At 58.1% G+C, this 17143-nt stretch carries 14 protein-coding genes and 1 tRNA gene; 7 read left to right on the top strand and 8 right to left on the bottom strand.

The window, feature by feature from the left end; translation table 11 throughout:
• The first annotated feature begins 3 nt into the window (after nucleotides 1-3).
• The 4 genes from C1N56_RS08355 (at nucleotide 4) to gap (ending at nucleotide 5515) form a co-directional block, all read left to right on the top strand.
• Nucleotides 4-2397, top strand: coding sequence for a glycoside hydrolase family 31 protein (locus C1N56_RS08355; RefSeq protein ID WP_394517381.1), 2394 nt, complete (start codon nucleotides 4-6; stop codon nucleotides 2395-2397).
• 419 nt (nucleotides 2398-2816) lie between these two features.
• Entirely contained in the window at nucleotides 2817-3068 is a 252-nt protein-coding gene (locus C1N56_RS08350; protein ID WP_146068790.1) for a hypothetical protein, read from the top strand.
• Between the two features lie 378 nt (nucleotides 3069-3446).
• Nucleotides 3447-4427 (top strand): GlxA family transcriptional regulator, encoded by a 981-nt coding sequence (locus C1N56_RS08345; RefSeq protein ID WP_059009576.1) that lies wholly within the window; start codon nucleotides 3447-3449, stop codon nucleotides 4425-4427.
• Nucleotides 4428-4504: 77 nt separating this feature from the next.
• A complete protein-coding gene (gene gap / locus C1N56_RS08340) occupies nucleotides 4505-5515 on the top strand; it encodes a type I glyceraldehyde-3-phosphate dehydrogenase (RefSeq protein ID WP_132462284.1) in 1011 nt (336 codons plus the stop codon).
• A 38-nt stretch (nucleotides 5516-5553) separates the two neighbouring features.
• Here gap and C1N56_RS08335 read toward each other — a convergent pair whose 3' ends face one another.
• Nucleotides 5554-6348, bottom strand: coding sequence for a helix-turn-helix transcriptional regulator (locus C1N56_RS08335; RefSeq protein ID WP_058757432.1), 795 nt, complete (start codon nucleotides 6346-6348; stop codon nucleotides 5554-5556).
• 86 nt (nucleotides 6349-6434) lie between these two features.
• On the opposite strand from C1N56_RS08335, the gene C1N56_RS08330 reads away from it, so the two are divergent.
• Nucleotides 6435-7610 (top strand): YbfB/YjiJ family MFS transporter, encoded by a 1176-nt coding sequence (locus tag C1N56_RS08330; protein WP_394517380.1) that lies wholly within the window; start codon nucleotides 6435-6437, stop codon nucleotides 7608-7610.
• Between the two features lie 5 nt (nucleotides 7611-7615).
• On the opposite strand, the gene phoA is transcribed toward C1N56_RS08330, so the two are convergent.
• Nucleotides 7616-9022: an alkaline phosphatase gene (phoA, locus tag C1N56_RS08325; RefSeq protein WP_278708643.1), complete on the bottom strand. Its 1407-nt coding sequence runs from the start codon at nucleotides 9020-9022 to the stop codon at nucleotides 7616-7618.
• A gap of 245 nt (nucleotides 9023-9267) precedes the next feature.
• Between phoA and C1N56_RS08320 the strand changes: the two genes are divergently transcribed.
• Both C1N56_RS08320 and hxlB read left to right on the top strand, forming a co-directional pair.
• Nucleotides 9268-9355 (top strand) — tRNA-Ser (locus C1N56_RS08320).
• A gap of 800 nt (nucleotides 9356-10155) precedes the next feature.
• Nucleotides 10156-10716, top strand: coding sequence for a 6-phospho-3-hexuloisomerase (gene hxlB / locus C1N56_RS08315; protein ID WP_059009582.1), 561 nt, complete (start codon nucleotides 10156-10158; stop codon nucleotides 10714-10716).
• 161 nt (nucleotides 10717-10877) lie between these two features.
• Here the strand turns inward: hxlB and C1N56_RS08310 are convergent, their stop codons facing one another.
• The 6 genes from C1N56_RS08310 to efeU form a co-directional block, all read right to left on the bottom strand.
• Nucleotides 10878-11015, bottom strand: coding sequence for a hypothetical protein (locus tag C1N56_RS08310; RefSeq protein ID WP_021509915.1), 138 nt, complete (start codon nucleotides 11013-11015; stop codon nucleotides 10878-10880).
• A gap of 196 nt (nucleotides 11016-11211) precedes the next feature.
• The gene (locus tag C1N56_RS08305) at nucleotides 11212-12219 is read right to left on the bottom strand and encodes an XdhC family protein (RefSeq protein ID WP_394517379.1); all 1008 of its coding nucleotides are present in this window, start codon (nucleotides 12217-12219) and stop codon (nucleotides 11212-11214) included.
• A gap of 98 nt (nucleotides 12220-12317) precedes the next feature.
• Entirely contained in the window at nucleotides 12318-13106 is a 789-nt protein-coding gene (gene phoH, locus C1N56_RS08300; protein WP_058757427.1) for a phosphate starvation-inducible protein PhoH, read from the bottom strand.
• Between the two features lie 574 nt (nucleotides 13107-13680).
• Nucleotides 13681-14961, bottom strand: a complete 1281-nt coding sequence (gene efeB / locus C1N56_RS08295) for an iron uptake transporter deferrochelatase/peroxidase subunit (protein ID WP_104093195.1) — start codon at nucleotides 14959-14961, stop codon at nucleotides 13681-13683.
• Between the two features lie 2 nt (nucleotides 14962-14963).
• On the bottom strand, nucleotides 14964-16082 hold the full coding sequence (efeO, locus tag C1N56_RS08290) for an iron uptake system protein EfeO (RefSeq protein ID WP_104093194.1): 1119 nt from the start codon (nucleotides 16080-16082) through the stop codon (nucleotides 14964-14966).
• A gap of 51 nt (nucleotides 16083-16133) precedes the next feature.
• Nucleotides 16134-16967 (bottom strand): iron uptake transporter permease EfeU, encoded by an 834-nt coding sequence (gene efeU, locus C1N56_RS08285; RefSeq protein WP_264239916.1) that lies wholly within the window; start codon nucleotides 16965-16967, stop codon nucleotides 16134-16136.
• Nucleotides 16968-17143: the final 176 nt, after the last annotated feature.

The raw sequence follows: 17143 nt of genomic DNA, 5'->3' as shown, positions 1-17143 counted from the left end.
ACGATGAAAACCTTAAAAAACTGGTCTTTAGCCCATTCTGATCATCACCATGTGGTGCTTAACGTCGATGGCAAACACCATCTGTGCCTGTACGTGCTGGAAAAAGGTCTGTTCCGCGTGGTGATCAAGCGCCACGGCAACTACAGTCTGGACCGCACCTGGAGCATTGCACCGGAACAGGATGTTCCATGGGAAGGGCGTCCGCGCGACAGCCTGGCCGGGTTTAGCCTGCCCGGTTTTACGCTGGAGGAAGAAGCCAATTGTCTGACCATCAGTACCGACACGCTGCGCGTGATAGTGCGTCAGCCGCTGGCGCTGGAGTGGCGGTACCGTGATGCCGCAGGCGACTGGCAACTGCTGACCGGCGATCGCCCCACCAGCGCCTATCAGATCAACGCACACGGCGACGGCGTGGCGCACTATCAGCGCCGCATGGCGGACGACCGCTACTACGGTCTGGGCGAAAAAACTGGCGATCTGCAACGCAACGACAAACGCTTTGAGATGCGTAATCTGGATGCTATGGGTTACAACGCCTCCTCCACCGATCCGCTGTACAAACATGTGCCCTTCACCCTCACGCGGCGTAACGACGTCAGCTTTGGCCTGTTCTACGATAACCTCAGCACCAGCTGGTTCGATCTGGGTAACGAGCTGGATAACTATCACCAGCCGTATCGCCGCTGGCAGGCGGAGAGTGGCGATATCGATTACTACCTGTTTGTCGGTAAGCGGGTGCTGGATATCACCAAAACCTTCGTGCGCCTGACCGGCAAAACGCTGTTCGGCCCCAAATGGAGTCTGGGCTACAGCGGCTCGACCATGCACTACACCGATGCGCCGGACGCGCAAAACCAGCTGATGAACTTCATCCGCCTGTGTGAGGAGCACGCTATTCCGTGCGACTCCTTCCAGATCTCTTCGGGTTATACCTCGATCAATAACAAGCGTTATGTGTTCAACTGGAACTACGACAAAGTGCCGCAGCCGGAAGCGATGAGCGAGGCATTTCACGATGCCGGGCTGCGCCTGGCGGCCAACATCAAACCCTGCCTGCTGCAGGATCACCCGCGCTATGAAGAAGTCGCGGCTCAGGGACTGTTTATCCGCGATTCGGAAGAAGATGTGCCAGAGCGCTCGGTGTTCTGGGATGATGAAGGATCGCACCTCGATTTCACCCATCCGCAAACGGTGGCCTGGTGGCAGGAGAACGTCACCCGTCAGCTGCTGGAAAAAGGCATCGACGCCACCTGGAATGATAACAACGAGTATGAAGTCTGGGACGGCGAAGCGCGCTGCCACGGCTTCGGTACGCCGATTGCCATCAAGCATATTCGCCCGGTGATGCCGCTGCTGATGATGCGCGCCTCGATGGAGGCGCAACAGCGCTTTGCCCCCGAACAGCGACCGTTCCTGATTTCGCGCTCCGGCTGCGCCGGGATGCAGCGCTACGTGCAAACCTGGAGCGGCGATAACCGCACCAACTGGACCTCGCTGCGCTACAACATTCGCATGGGCCTCGGCATGAGCCTGTCCGGCTTGTATAACGTCGGTCACGACGTCGGCGGCTTCTCGGGGGATAAACCCGACGCAGAGCTGTTTGTGCGCTGGGTGCAGAATGGCGTCATGCATCCGCGCTTCACCATTCATTCGTGGAATGACGATCACACCGTGAATGAGCCGTGGATGTATCCTTCGGTCACACCCGCGATTCGGGCGGCCATTGCGCTGCGCTATCGCCTGCTGCCGTATCTCTACACGCTGCTGTGGCAGGCGCATGCGGACGATGAACCGATGCTGCGCCCGACGTTCCTCGATCATGAACACGATGCCCAGACCTTTGCTGAGTGTGATGAATTCCTGCTCGGCCGCGATCTGCTGGTCGCCAGCGTAGTGGAACCTGGCCTGCGTGAACGCCGCCTGTGGCTGCCCGACAACCAGACCGGCTGGTATGATTTCGCCACGCAGCAGTGGTACAGCGGGGGTCAGTGGATCACCTTGCCTGCGCCCCTGGAAACGCAGCCGCTGCTGGTGCGCGCGGGTGCGGCACTGCCACTCAGCGAGCGTATTGCTCACGTCGACGCCGCCGCAGACGATCGTCGCACGCTGCAGCTCTACCCGTTGCAGGGCAAAGGCGTTAGCCACGGCGAACTGTTCGAAGATGATGGCGAATCCTGGGGTTATCAGCACGGCAATGCGCTGTGGCTGCAGTGGGAAATGCGCTGCGAAGCCACAGCCATTCACCTTACGTTGCGGCGCAAGGGTGATTATGAGCCGGCATGGCAAACGTTGCAGATTGCCCTGCCCGCCGGTGAACAGCGTGCGCTGTTTATCGATGGTGTCGCCGCAGGCGCTGCGTCAGCCGACGTGACGCTGGCGCAGATTTCCCGCAGCTGATAAAAGCAAGAGCGCACCGATGTCGGGTGCGCCTGCTTAACTTCACCACAGCCCGCTTTTCTCTCCCTCAGCGGCTTACACCAACACGCTATCTGCCCGTTTTCTGTCCTGACGTTATCGCGCTAATAAATCTATCCGGTTTAATACGCTTATTTCACCGCCCTGCTCACCCGATTAATCCTGGTTGCTTACTAATATAATAGCTGCGCTTAATGCAGGCATAAGCGTTTATTGCTGAGGCGATTGCGTAAAACATGACGACGCACTGGCTAAGCCATCGTAATAATATGCCTTAACACGGAAACGCCGCGGTTTAAGCAATATTCAACTGTGGCGCGCTATTAGTCATTAAGACGACATTAACCGGGTAATTCCCGACTTCTCAAAGGGCCTCTGTGATGAAAAGATTGCTGTTACCGATGATAGCTTTACTTACCAGCCACGCTACCCTTGCCGCCGACGGTCAAATCACGTTCGTCGGCGCGATCGTTGAACCCTCCTGTGATTATGCCGTGACGCGCAGCGTCTCGCTGAACTGCACGCGCGAAGGGATTAAAAAGAGCGAAACCCTGCAGGTTAATGGTGCCGCGCGTGAATTACCTTACGCGCTGGGCACCGCGCGCATTATCCGTGAGCGTGGTTTGACTTTTCTGCAGGTAGAATATAATTGATGGTTTTAAGCCTGATTTACTCAGCTGCTCATTATCGTAGTCATTATCACTGCATGGCAAAGGAATGCTTTATAAAACAGTGTTTCTCTTAACCTATCCTGGCATTTCACTTCCAAAATAACAGGCACCTGATTAATCTGGCATCCAACGCTTCAGTCTGCAGATATTTTTAACTGCACGATGAGGGAAATAAGCATCATTTGCGACATCATGATTTTATATAAATATAGCGCCTGAACCAACAGGCCCGAGCCGATCAGCGCCTGTACGGTGCCGCCGGAAATGCCCAGTCTGATGGCCGCGGCCGGGTATTCAGCTCGCGCGCCTGATAGCCCTTGCTACATTGACTTCTTTCGTGGCGCAGGTACATTTTACGCCATGAAAACCTTTCTGATTATTGTCCCGGACGGCGGCATGCTGTTCGAAGCGGCGGGTATCGCCGACATCCTCATGCACGCCAACCTGCACCTGCCGGTGGGCGTGGCTGGCGCACGCTATCGTATCAGCATTGCAACCACGCAGCCGCACCAGGTGATCCACGGCCAGTCCGGCCTCAATCTGCTCGCCGACCTCAAACTGGCTGAACTCGATCCGCGCGAACGCTGGGACACCATCATGATTACCGGCCGCGGTGATAACCCCGAAGAACGCAACATGGTGGTGGACTGGATTAAGCTGGCTGCCCCGCAGGCGCGCCGCGTGGTGTCGATTTGCGGGGCGGCAATGCTGCTGGCGGAGGCGGGATTGCTGGATGGCCGGCGCGCCACCAGCCACTGGCGTCTGCTGGACACGCTGCAGGCCAGCTATCCACGCGTGCAGGTTGAAGGCGGCCCGCTGTATATCCAGGATGGCCCAATCTGGACCTCTGGCGGCGTCAGCTCCGGCTTCGATCTGACGCTGGCGCTGGTAGAGGAAGATTTTGGTTTCAGCGTGGCGCGCGACATCGCACAGGATATGGTGATGTATCTGCGTCGTCCCGGCGGCCAGATGCAGTTCAGCCGCTTTCACCTGCAGTCCGTCAGCGAGTCGGGGCCGATTGCTCAGTTGCAGAGCTGGATCGCCGCCCATCTGGCGGAAGACCTGTCGGTGGAGAAACTGGCGGCCCAGGTGGCGATGAGCCCGCGTAACTTTACCCGCGTGTTCAGCCGCGAAACCGGCGTTTCACCGGCGCGCTATGTGGCTGAAGCGCGGCTGGCGGCGGCGCGCGAACGGCTGGAGCAGACGCGCGAGACGCTGGAACGCATCGCCATCGCCACCGGCTTTGGCAGCAGCATTAACCTGCGGCGCAGCTTCGAGCGCCAGCTGCATCTCACGCCCAACGAATATCGCCAGCGCTTTCACAGCCGCAAAATGGCGTAAAGTGATCCTTTTTTGTCGTTTACGCCAGCGCGCCTCCGGCCTAAAGTGACTGCAGTAACTTCACTAAGGAGTCAGTCATGATCAAGGTAGGCATTAACGGTTTTGGCCGTATCGGACGTAACGTATTCCGCGCCGCGCTGGGCAGCAGCGACATCGATATTGTGGCGATTAACGATCTCACCGACAGCAAAACGCTGGCGCATCTGCTGAAGCACGACTCCCTGCTGGGTCGGCTGCCGGCAGAAGTCAGCGCTGGCGACGGCGAGCTGCGCATTGATGGCAAACCAGTGCGGGTGTTCAGCGAGCGCGATCCGGCCAATATTCGCTGGCGTGAAGTGGGCGTGGATATCGTCATCGAAGCCACCGGCTTTTTTACCGAGCGTGACAAGGCCGCGGTGCATATCACGCACGGCGGCGCCAAACGCGTGATCATCTCTGCGCCGGGCAAAAATGATGATTTGACGATTGTGATGGGCGTCAACGACCAGCGCTACGATCCGCAACTGCACTTTGTAGTGAGCAACGGCAGCTGTACCACTAACGGCCTGGCGCCCGCCGCGCAGGTGCTGCATCAGGCGTTTGGTATTGAGCACGGTCTGATGAACACCACCCATGCCTACACCAACAGTCAGGCGCTGCACGACCAGCCAGAGAAAGATCTGCGCGGCGCGCGTGCGGCGGCGCTGTCGATTGTGCCCTACTCCAGCGGCGCGGCTAAAGCGCTTGGCCGGGTAATTCCGGAACTGGAAGGCCGCTTAACTGGTTACTCGCTACGCGTGCCGGTGCCGGTGGTCTCGGTGGTGGATCTGACGGTGACGCTGAAACGCGACGTGACGGCCGAAGAGGTGAATGACGCCTTTAAAGCCGCTGCTGCTGCCGGTCCGCTGCAGGGTATCCTCGGCTACAGCGATGAGCCGCTGGTCTCCAGCGATTATCAGGGCGATGCGCGCTCATCGATCATCGACGGCTTATCGACGCTGGTGATTGGTGGCAACCTGGTGAAGATCCTTGCCTGGTACGATAACGAATGGGGCTTCTCCAACCGTCTGGTTGACCTCGCACGCCTGATGGCACAGCGCGGTCTGTAATCTCCCCGGCGGCGTGCGCCCGACCCGCGCACGCCGCGCTAATGCGCCAGATAGAAGATCAGATGCATTCCCGGTGCCTGCTCAATTTGCAGTGAGGTAAAGGTATATGTCTGCATCCTGCCTTCGACATCAATCAGGGTTTTATTGCCCGCGCCGATTTTCCCCACATCATGGTCATTCCACAGCGTGCGAAACCCGGCGCTGCGCGCCAGCAAATCCTCGATCACCACTTCGAATTCCTGCGCCTGATTGCTGGCGGCATAACCGGCGCGAAACGCCGACAGCGTATGGCGCGCCGCCTCTTCCCAGCCATGAATGCGCTGCTGGTAGGCTTCACTGATGAACATCAGCTTGAGCGAGTTGCGATCCGCCGGTGGCAGGGCCGCCCAGTCGACAATCAGCGACTGCGCCGCCGGATTCCAGTAGACAATATCCATGTTGGCGCGGCGCACAAACGCCGGATGTGGGTCCAGCGCATCCACCATCGCCCTCACCTCAGGCGGCAATTCATGACTGAAAGGTTGCGAATGTGCGTTACCAAACACCAGCGCTTCAAGATACTCCTGCTCGGTGACCGAGAGCTGTAGCACTTTGCCGATGCGCTGCAGCGCAGCGGGCGAAATACTGATGTCGCGACCCTGCTCGAGCCAGGTGTACCAGCTGACGCTAACCGCCGCCAGCTGTGCCACTTCTTCGCGCCGTAGTCCGCTGACGCGCCGGTTTTGCCGGCTGAAGCCATAGATCTGTGGATCAATACGCGCGCGCTGGCGGGTAAGGAAGTTTTTCACATCTTCACCACGCGATTTTACGGCCTGGGTATGACCTGTAGTCATAGGATAAACCACCCCATTTTTCACTGACTGATTGACATTTACTATCACCGGACAGAGTAAGGTATCTCAGCGGAGTAAAGCAAAGTATGTCAGCAGATTCAGTTTCCGCCGGACGGCAAGCAGTCCGGCACACCCGGGTGAGCCTGATCACCATGCTCACCGGCATGGTGACCCTGATTGTGGTAATGGGTATCGGCCGCTTTTCACTCACGCCGCAGATCCCGCTGATGATCGCCAACGGTCACCTGACCCTCTCCAGCGCTGGTGTGCTGGCGGCGATGAATTACATCGGCTACCTGCTGGGTGCACTGCACGTGAGCCGGATCACCGCCCATCACGCGCGCTACCTGAAGGCCGGTTTGCTGGCCACCGCGCTGGTGACTCTGCTCTCCGGCTTTAGTCATGCCTGGGTGCTGCAGTGCCTGTTCCGTGTGGTGGCGGGTATCGGTGGTGCCTGGGCCCTGATTATCGTCACCTCCTGGACGCAGATGGTGCTGGCACAGCAGCAGGCTCCGCGCATGTCCGCCGCGGTATTTGCCGGCCCGGGAGCTGGCATCACCCTGAGCGGCGTGCTGGCGTGGCTTATCACCCGGTTACACCTGAATGACGATCGCGCCTGGCAACTCTACGGTGTGGTCGCGCTGGCTGGCGTGCTGCTGCTGTGGCGCGCGCTGCCCGCGTCGCTCCCCGCACGGCAGCGGGAAAGTGCGTCGGCGGCTCCGGGTAGCGCGGTTAAACGGCTATGGCTGGCCTATACGCTGGCCGGTTTCGGCTACATTTTGCCCGCGACGTTTCTGTCACAAATGGCGCACAGCCTGTTTGCTCAGGGTCAGCTGGCAGCGCTTTTCTGGCCGCTGTTTGGACTTTGCGCAGTGGCTGGTGTGGTGCTGATTATGCTGTTTTCAGCGCGCCTGAATACGCGCCTCAGCCTGGCGTGGGTTATGTTCCTGCAGGGGTTGGGCGTGGCCAGCGGCGTGCTCATCCCGGGCGTGAGCGGGCTGCTGATCTCAACGGTGATGGTCGGGCTGGGGTTTCTTTCGATTATGCAGCTGTCGATGCAGCTGGCGCACGCCGTCTCCAATATCAGCGTGGCAAAAACCGTGGCGATATTGACGTCAGGCTATGCCACTGGCCAGCTAATCGGGCCGCTGATCTCCGCCGCCAGCGTGCAGATTTTTGCTTCCCTGCACCCCGCGCTGCTGCTGGCCGCTGGCGGACTGGTGCTGGGCGGACTGCTGGTGCTGCGCATCCGCCCGCACTGACGCGCTTACTTCAATGCCATCGCCTGCTTTAGCGTGAAGAACAGGTCGGTCTGATCGGTCAGGCCGACCACATTCGCCGCGTGCGGACCGTAGGCCGCGATGCGCAGCTGGGTGCCGGTGTGCTCCTGGGAATCCTCTTCCGAGTTACCGTAGCTGATGGTCATCACTGCGCCATCTTTGGTGTTGAGCGCCTGAGTCAGACCCGGCGCTTTAGTGCCGTTTTCGACGATCTGGCTGCTGTGCGCGTGATCGGCGGTGACCACCACCAGCGTATCGCCATGCTCGCGCGCATACGCCAGCGCCACCTGCACCGCCTCATCTAAATCGACGGTTTCACCAATCTGACCGCACGGGTTGGCGGCGTGATCCTGCTTATCAATCGACGCGCCCTCCACCTGCAGGAAGAAGCCGTTGTCGTTGTGGCTGAGCAGGTCGATGGCTTTTTGCGTCATCTGCGCCAGGGTTGGCATTGATGCCGGACGATCTTTGTTGACCTCACAGGTCACCACCGGTTTATCCAGATTACCGTGATAGCTGGCTTTCGGCCCCTGCCAGCGCACCGGCATGTTGCCCTCCGAGAACAGCCCCAGCAGTGGCGTCTGTTGATTCGCCTGCTGTACCGCATTCAGCGCGGCAAGATTATCGACCAGCTGGAACCCCCGTATTTCGGCCTGCTCGCGCAGGGTTTTGCCCTGATAGTCGCCCGCTTTAGCCCGCTCAGCGAAAGATTTGGCACCGCCGCCCAGCGTGACGTCGGGACGGGTTTGCAGCAGCTGCTCGCTGATCGATCCTTTCCCGCCCTGCTCCAGCGCGTTACCCGGACACAGCTCGCTGGTTTTTTCCGGGCCGTAGCATTTGCGCGAGGTAACGTGCGCCATCAGCGCGGCCGGCGTGGCATCCTGCAGTTCTGCGGTGGAGACGTTGCCGGTGGCTTTGCCTGCTGCTTTGGCCAGCTCAAGCAGCGTGACCTGATCTGTGCCGTTGACATCGACGCCAATCGCGCCGTTATAGGTCTTCGTGCCGGTGGCCCAGGCGGTGGCCGACGCGGCAGAATCCGTTACGTAGTTTGGCTTATGCGTTTTCTTGTCCAGCGAGTAATGGGTGTACTGGCCTGTGAGCGGCAGCGCATCAATACCGGGAAAGAAACCGCCGGCCCCCATTGCCTGATTGCGTGCCGCGGTGATTTCGGAATCGCCCATGCCATCGCCAATCAGCAGGATGACATTTTTCGCCGTGCTATTGCTCAATGAGGCTTTCAGCGCCTCGGTCTGGTCGCCGCTCAGGCGACGCGCGCCGCCGTGCTGGGTGATATCGCCGGTGGCGGCGCGTTGATAGCTGGCGCTCTCTGCCAGCGCGGACGTGGTGGTGAGTGAAGCCAGCAGAGAGAGCGTGAAAAGAGGTAAGCGTTTCATTTATCAGCATCCTTATCCGTAGATATAACCAAATGTTTCCGCCGACAAGTCTGCGACAGTGCGGTGACACTTTTGTGTCAGTTAAGGAATATTTTGATGACAAAGCCGGCAAAGTGGAGAGGCTTAAGGCAATCTGCGCAGAGGTTAAGCGAATAGAAAAAAAGGAGAAAATAGCCCTTGACCCTTATCGCTGAACTCCCTATAGTAGCGCCCCGTTGACCCAGTGCGGTCAGCAAACAAAATGTGGTGAGGTGTCCGAGTGGCTGAAGGAGCACGCCTGGAAAGTGTGTATACGGCAACGTATCGGGGGTTCGAATCCCCCCCTCACCGCCATCATTTAGAGAAGAGCCTGTACGCAAGTACGGGCTTTTTTCATTTATATTCTCCACGCGTGGGGGGATGAGAATCCCCGATGGGGGTTCGACAACTGGCGCATGCCAGTTGGACAGCGGAGCCTGCGACGCTGCCCGCAGGGTGAGCGAAGTGACAAAACGGCAGGATAGCCGTTTTGCATGGCTGCAAGCCCCCCGAAGGGCGAGGCACAGGGATGTGCCGAGTGACATCAATCCCCCCCTCACCGCCATCATTTATATAAAAGTGCCCAGTTAATAGCTGGGCATTTTTATTTGTATATTCTCCCGACCTGGGGGGATGAGAATCCCCGTTGGGGGGTTCGACAACTGGCGCATGCCAGTTGGACAGCGGAGCCTGCGACGCTGCCCGCAGGGTGAGCGAAGCGACAAAACGGCAGGATAGCCGTTTTGCATGGCTGCAAGCCACCCGGAGGGCGAGGCACGGGGATGTGCCGGGTGACATCAATCCCCCTCACCGCCATCATTTATATATAGGTGCCCGGTTAACAGCTGGGCATTTTTATTTGTCTGTTCTCCGAACGCTTTTGTGCCACAGGACGCATAATCGAAAGATCCCCTTTCGCTGCAATATCGCGTGGGCAGCGGACCGTGTACTCTTACCGGAAATTCTGCAGGGTATCCTTTTCATCCACTGATGAGGTCTTTGAATTAAGAGGGAATGCGCTATGACCAGACTGAAAAAGTACCGGCCCTGTTCCGACCACTCTTCTCACTGTTTAATGAGACGGACGAACCATTGCCTGACGGGAGTGCATTAACATGGCCGTTCAGTCAAACGTATCCCATATTCTTACCGAACTCGCGCACAACGCCCGGCAGATAGACGAGAGCCAGGCGCAGGCATTGATCGCACAAATTCGCAGCGCGAAACACATTTTCCTGCAGGGCGCCGGGCGCAGCGGCATTGCTATCCGCGCGTTCGCTAACCGTCTGTTGCATCTGGGTTTCTCGGTCAGCCTGGTCGGTGAAATCTCGTCACCCCACTCCAGACCTGGCGATTTATTGATTATTGGTTCTGGCAGTGGCGAAACCGCGAGCCTGAAAGCGCTGGCGCTGAACGCCGTTGAGCGCGGTGTCGATGTGGCGCTGATTACCCTGAAAGCAGATTCGGGCATCGGCAGACTGGCCAAATGCGTGTTGGTATTACCCGGCAACGTTAAAACCGATAACGCACGCAGCGCCGGACGATTCTCGCAGCCAATGGGCTCGGCCTTTGAGCAACTCTGCTTCATTACCTGTGACGCCATGGTGCTTGAAATCATGCATCAGTGCGGTGAAACCAGCGAGAGCATGTTCAGCCGCCATGCGGACTTTGAATAACAGAATAACGCGTTTCACGAACGTCGCTGATTTATACGCGGCAAATCTGACACCAAAACCCTGTGTGCTGACACGGTGTCGCCGTTGATACGGGTGTGCAGGTTAGATAATTTATTCTGTTTATATTTAAGCGTAATTGATTTCCCTGGTGCCGGAGTCAGTTATTGATGTGGATAAGGCCACGCATGATCGAGGCCGGTTGATGACAGGATGCCTGTGACGGCCAGCCAGGCGATCACCAGCGCGAAGACAATAATTGCCGTAATTTCAATTGATTTAATCCAATGACGCTTAGCCATAAATACCCCTTCTCAGTTCAGGTGTTTGTACACGCTTCTCTGAAGATAAGATGTTACCGGTAAAGCGCAAGCGTTGATCACATCATGAAACATAAAGCACAGCTTATTGATTATTTGCGGCGCGAAAATTTGGCATAGCCGTTTGCCCGTCTGCTGGCATTCTGGTGCATCCGGGTTTTTCGTGGGGTGAGTGATGTTATCCTTCAGACGCTGCGTGCACCGGGCTGAGCGCATCCGTTGCCGCTAACCCATTTTTGTGACGCACAATATCTGCCATGATTGCCAGCGCGATCTCCGCCGGGGTTTTGCTGCCGATATCCAGCCCAACCGGTGCGTGAATGCGCTGCAACTGCGCCGGCGTCAGCTCCGCAATCGCGCTCAGGCGCGCTTTGCGTTTTGCGCTGTTGCGCTGCGAGCCCATCGCACCGAGATAAAATGCTGGCAGATTGACCGCTTCCATCATGGTGAGATCGTCAATACGCGCATCATGCGTCAGCGAGAGAATCGCCGTGGCGGCATGACAGCCCTCGCGTTCCAGATACACCGCGGGAAACTGCTGCACCAGTTTGACGTCCGGTGCCAGTTCGGCCGCCATATTGCTCAGCACCTCTTCACGGTGTTCACAGACGATGGTTTCGAATCCCAGCGCCAGCGCGAAGTTGGCACAGTAAACGGCGACGCTGGAGAGTCCGGCAAGGATCAGGCGCGGCGCGGCACTCAGGGTCAGAACGATTTCACCGTCAGTGACCTGGGTGCGGGTGCGGTGGGTATAAGGCGCAGGTTCGAGCGCGTGACACGGCTGCGGCAGCGTCAGGCGTTTGGTGATGGCACGCGCGCCGGTCAGCGCATCCTCCAGCTGCTGTAAGTAGCGCAGCGTGGCGGCACCTGCAGGCAACCATTCGACCAGAATATCCAGTACGCCGCCGCACGGCAGCGCGCGGTCAGGCGTGTCGCCCCCCTCACCGTAACGCACCAGTTGACTGGCGGCAGAGAACGCCTGCTGCTGAACGCGGGTGATAAAATTCTCCTCGACGCAGCCGCCGGAAAGGGAACCGCTATAGCGCCCATCGGCGCGAATCACCATCATCGCGCCCGGCGGGCGCGGCGATGAGCCGTACGTGCTGAGCACGGTACACAGCCACACCGGCTGCGCTTCCGCCCACTGCTGCGCCATCCTTACCACCTGCACATCAAGAGAGTGCATGACTTTCTCCGCTCATCGTTTCCGCCCTTTTTCTTCCCGTAAGCATAGCAATGAAAAACCCGGCCGCAGCCGGGTTGAGATTAGCTATTTTTTCAAGGTTAACTGTAAGCATGCAGCGTGCGCTGGCACAGTGCCGAGCGAACGCAGTCGTCTTTACCGAAACGCACCACGCCAATCATCTCATCCTCTTCGAAGCGCGCCAGCGCATCGGCAAGGCCAGATTTGACGCTGGCGGGCAGGTCGCACTGGGTGATATCCCCGTTGACAATCACGGTGACGTTTTCGCCCAGGCGGGTCAGGAACATCTTCATCTGCGCAGCGGTGACGTTTTGCGCCTCATCCAGAATCACCACCGCATTCTCAAAGGTACGTCCGCGCATATACGCGAAGGGCGCGATCTCTACCTTGGCGATTTCGGGTCGCAGGCAGTACTGCATAAAGGAAGCGCCGAGACGTTTAACCAGAACGTCGTAAACCGGTCGGAAATAGGGGGCGAATTTCTCGGAGATGTCTCCTGGCAGGAAACCGAGATCTTCATCCGCCTGTAAAACCGGGCGCGTCACAATGATCCTTTCGATGTCCTTATTGATCAGGGCCTCGGCTGCTTTCGCAGCGCTGATCCAGGTTTTACCGCAGCCGGCTTCACCGGTCGCGAATATCAGCTGTTTCGTTTCTATGGCGTTAAGATAGTGCGCCTGAGCATCGTTTCTGGCCTCAATTGGTGACCGGTCACGCACATCGCGCGCCATGCCAATTGCATCCAGCCCACCCATCTGCACCAGCGAAGTGACCGATTCTTCTTCACGCTGACGATGACTGCGAGAGTCACTGCGAAGCACTCGGCGGGCTTCACGACGCGCTTTGATCACTGCTTTCTGTCTTCCCATAGTGGCACCTTACAGTTGGTTTCATTTATCGCGGCGGATCACCCGCGGCGATGATTTGAACGCTTTAGAGGTTTTGTTGGCTTCCTTGTAAGCCGTATCGAGCCAGTGAGAAAAGTGTGCAACAACGCCGAAACGCTGCCGCGCACCGGTAAACATCGGAAAAGAATTCGAAGGCGATAAAAGAAAAGTGAAGAGGATTCTCACGCGGGAGGCAATCCCCCGCAGCGTACTGCGCTAGCTGAAGTGTATTTAACTGTCCGTATAAGGACCGGGCCATGCGCGAACTCCAGTGGACTTAGCCACACAACTGACGACGCTATGACTAAAGTTCATCATATTTCCGCCGATTTGCAACACTATTTTTACTTTACGGCAAAGAAAACCCGCGTGGCGCTGCATCAGCCCGGTGCGCTTAAATTAAATTAATATTAATATTCAGCAGGATAGGTAATTCAGCACTTAACAAACTGTTTCAGAAAATTCGGACATCACAGCGAGACAGGAGAAATTTAAGACGGGCTTAACAGCAGCGCCTGGCACCGCGAACGGCGGACAAGCGCTGTACATTAATTAATCAGGCTTCGAGCAACGGCTGCCCCAGATAATGATTTTTGTCCGCCACGCCGGGCAAAACAAAAAAGTATCCGCCGCCGATGGGACGAATATATTCTTCCAGCGCTTCGCCGTTGAGTCGTTTCTGCACGGTAATAAAGCCTTTGCTTAAATCGTGCTGATAACAGACGAACAGCAGCCCCATATCCAGCTGCCCTGCCCCGGTAATCCCCGAGGAATAGCTGTAGCCGCGCCGCAGCATCAGGCTGCTGTCGGTTTGCGGCGTGCGCGGATTGGCGAGCCGGATATGCGCATCCAGTGCGATAATCTCGCCGTCCGGATCGCGGGCGTAATCCGGCACGTCGTGCTCGTGCTGCATCCCCAGCGGCGCGCCGGACAACTTCTCACGACCAAAAATGGTTTGCTGCTCGCCCAGCGGCGTACGGTCCCACATTTCAACGTGAAAACGGATGATGCGTACCGCCTGATAGCTGCCGCCGTGCGTCCACGCCGGTTCCTGCTGTTCTGGTGTCACCCACAGCAGTTGGTCCATCAACTGAGTATTGTGGGTATCCGGATTGGCGGTGCCATCCTTGAAACCCAGCAGGTTGATCGGCGTTTCGCGCCCTTTGCTGCGTGCAGCGTGATCGGCGATAAAGCCGTCGCGCCGCCAGCGCACCGCCAGCAGATCCGGCGTGTGCTTGATGATATCGCGCAGCGCGTGAATCACCGTATCCTGGGTATTGGCGCAGATCTGAATCAGCAGGTCGCCATGACACTGGGCGGCGTCGAGCGAATCGTTGGGAAAGCGTGTCATCGTCTGCAGCTGGCTGGGTTTATGCGCGGCCAGCCCGAAGCGCTCGTCGAACAGTGAATGCCCCACCGACAGCGTCAGGGTCAGGTTATCGGGCGCGATGTCCGCACCCAGGATGCCGGAGTCGAGCGGCGGCAGCTGCGGATTGGGCACCGCCGGCGCCGGTCCGCCCTGGGTGAGAAAGGCAAAGCGCTGCGTCAGCAGCCGCAGCAGGCGTTCCAGTTCGGCTTTATCACCGGCCAGCACATCAAACGCCACCAGCATCATAGATGCCTGCTGCGGCGTCAGGATGCCGGCCTGATGAGCGCCGTAAAACGGTTGCGCCTGCTGGCGCGCGTCGGGTGCTACCGTACCGGGTGAGAAACTCTCTGCCGCGCTGGCGGCATGGAACGGACAGCCGCCGCCCAGTGCCGCCGCGCCACCCAGCATGCCCAATCCCTGTAACAGACGACGACGCGACGGTTGCGCCGCGTCATTTTTTTTACTCATGATTAATCAAGACCTAAAGTGCCGCGCAGCAGGGAGAGATCTTCCGCCAGCGTGGTGATGGGCCCTTTCAGCGCATTACGGTCGCTGGTGGTCAGCTTTTCATAGGAAGCAAAACCGTCTTTGGTGCGGTATTTGCTGAGAATGCCATCCACCTTCTTAAAGTTCGCGTCCACTTTCGCCAGCAGCTGCGGATTGGCTTTTTGCAGCAGAGGACGCAGCAGATCAACGATTTTCTGTGCGCCGTCGATGTTGGCCTGAAAATCGGACAGATCGGTACGGCTGTAGCGATCTTCCTCACCGGAGATTTTGCTGGACGCTACCTCTTCAATCAGGCCTGCCGCGCCACCGACCACTTTCGCCGGCGGGAAGGCCAGCTCGCTGACGCGGGTTTGCAGATCCTGCACATCCTTATACAGCTGGTCAGCGAACGCGTCCGCGCCTTTGGTGGTGTTGTCGGCGAACAGCAGTTTTTCCAGCCGGTGGAAGCCGGTAAATTTCGGATCTTCCGCTTTTTTCTCGAAGTCATCTTCACGCGCGTCAATACTGCCGTCGAGGTCAGAGAACAGTTCGGCAATCGGCTCGATGCGCTCATAATGCACACGCGTCGGCGCATACAGCGCTTTGGCTTTTTCCACGTCACCGGCTTTTACCGCGTCGGTAAAGGCTTTGGTGCCGGCCACCAGCGCGCTCACTTCTGCCATCACGTAGACTTTGTAATCGGCAATCGGCCCGACCAGCTGCAGCACATCTGGCTTGCCGCTGCTGGCGGTTTTGCTGTCACCGCTGACCACCAGCTTGCCTTTCGGATTAGTGAGCAGACCGCAGGTCATGTCATATTCACCCGCTTCCAGGTTGGCGGTGAGCTTCTGGCTGAAGCCGGGCGCGATGTTTTCGCGCTCTTCCACCACCATCACGCCTTTGAGGATTTCCCACTCCAGCGCTTTCTGGCTGTTGTTTTTGATAATGAACTGGGTTTTACCGGCCTGCACGTTGAGCGACATCGGCTCGCACTGCTTGTCAGTGACCGTCACCGTGACCTGCGGTACGGCAGCGGCAGAAGCGGCACCGGACAGCGCCAGCATGGAGAGCAACAGCGCCTTACGGCGGAAGCGAATCGTCATAGTCATATCCCTGTTACATGAAGGTACAGGCGCACGCGCGCCTGCGAAAAGTTAGCGCACCGACCGTGCGGCGCTGGGTGCCGGACGCGCCGGGAAGAAAAACAGCAGCAGCGCCGGGATCAGGTAAATCAGCCATACCGCGACTTCGCTGACGCTCGGCGCTTCCTGATAACCCAGAATGCCTTCCAGCAGCGTGCCAAAGATCGAATGGGTCGAGAGCGTGTTGCTGAAGTCAAACGCGGTCGCCTGGAAGTGGTTCCACAGTCCCGCCTCATGGAAGGCGCGGATCGCCCCCGCCGCCAGACCTGCCGCCACCATCAGGATGAACAGGCTGGTCCAGCGGAAGAAGTGCGCCATGTTAAGCCGCACGCCGCCGTAGTAAATCAGCATGCCGAGCACGATGGCGGTCGCCAGACCCAGCACCGCGCCAATCGGCGGCGCATAACCGACATCCTGGGTGAAGGCCGCCAGCAGAAAGAACACCGACTCCAGCCCTTCACGCGCCACGGCGAGAAACACCATCAGCACCAGCGGCAACCCGCTGCCGCCCGGCTTCTGCAGCGCCTGATCGACGGATTTTTCCAGCGTGGCTTTGATATTGCGCGACACCTTGCGCATCCAGAACACCATCGAGGTGAGGATCACCACGGCAATGACCGCCACGATGCCCTCGAACAGCTCCTGCTGTTTCTGCGGGAACTCACCGGTGGTTTCGTTGATGAAAATACCGAGCGCGAGGCACAACACCGCAGCGATAAACACGCCGGCCCACATCGCGGGGAACCACTGGCTGCGCTGGGTGCGTTTGAGATAGCTGGCAATCAGGCTGACGATGAGTGCTGCCTCGAGACCTTCGCGCAGCATAATGAGAAAGGGAACGAACATCACCAACCTCTTGAATGTTAAGGAGGGTAAACCTTAGGTAAAAATACGTAAAGTGCGAACGATATCGATTATCATTATCGCGGATAAAAATACAAGTCACCGCGCGAAATTAATTTTGCTTTTGCGGGTCAGAGTGCGATGCGGGAAAGTCAGGGTGGAGTGACAAATTAGGCTAT

This window comes from Pantoea sp. SGAir0175 (assembly GCF_043547855.1).
This window is presented reverse-complemented; position numbering and strand designations above follow the sequence as displayed.

Coding starts and splice junctions, on each gene's coding strand:
- C1N56_RS08355 (WP_394517381.1), top strand. CDS start 4: ATGAAAACCTTAAAAAACTGGTCTTTAGCCCATTCTGATCATCACCAT.
- C1N56_RS08350 (WP_146068790.1), top strand. CDS start 2,817: ATGATAGCTTTACTTACCAGCCACGCTACCCTTGCCGCCGACGGTCAA.
- C1N56_RS08345 (WP_059009576.1), top strand. CDS start 3,447: ATGAAAACCTTTCTGATTATTGTCCCGGACGGCGGCATGCTGTTCGAA.
- gap (WP_132462284.1), top strand. CDS start 4,505: ATGATCAAGGTAGGCATTAACGGTTTTGGCCGTATCGGACGTAACGTA.
- C1N56_RS08335 (WP_058757432.1), bottom strand. CDS start 6,348: ATGACTACAGGTCATACCCAGGCCGTAAAATCGCGTGGTGAAGATGTG.
- C1N56_RS08330 (WP_394517380.1), top strand. CDS start 6,435: ATGTCAGCAGATTCAGTTTCCGCCGGACGGCAAGCAGTCCGGCACACC.
- phoA (WP_278708643.1), bottom strand. CDS start 9,022: ATGAAACGCTTACCTCTTTTCACGCTCTCTCTGCTGGCTTCACTCACC.
- hxlB (WP_059009582.1), top strand. CDS start 10,156: ATGGCCGTTCAGTCAAACGTATCCCATATTCTTACCGAACTCGCGCAC.
- C1N56_RS08310 (WP_021509915.1), bottom strand. CDS start 11,015: ATGGCTAAGCGTCATTGGATTAAATCAATTGAAATTACGGCAATTATT.
- C1N56_RS08305 (WP_394517379.1), bottom strand. CDS start 12,219: ATGCACTCTCTTGATGTGCAGGTGGTAAGGATGGCGCAGCAGTGGGCG.
- phoH (WP_058757427.1), bottom strand. CDS start 13,106: ATGGGAAGACAGAAAGCAGTGATCAAAGCGCGTCGTGAAGCCCGCCGA.
- efeB (WP_104093195.1), bottom strand. CDS start 14,961: ATGAGTAAAAAAAATGACGCGGCGCAACCGTCGCGTCGTCGTCTGTTA.
- efeO (WP_104093194.1), bottom strand. CDS start 16,082: ATGACGATTCGCTTCCGCCGTAAGGCGCTGTTGCTCTCCATGCTGGCG.
- efeU (WP_264239916.1), bottom strand. CDS start 16,967: ATGTTCGTTCCCTTTCTCATTATGCTGCGCGAAGGTCTCGAGGCAGCA.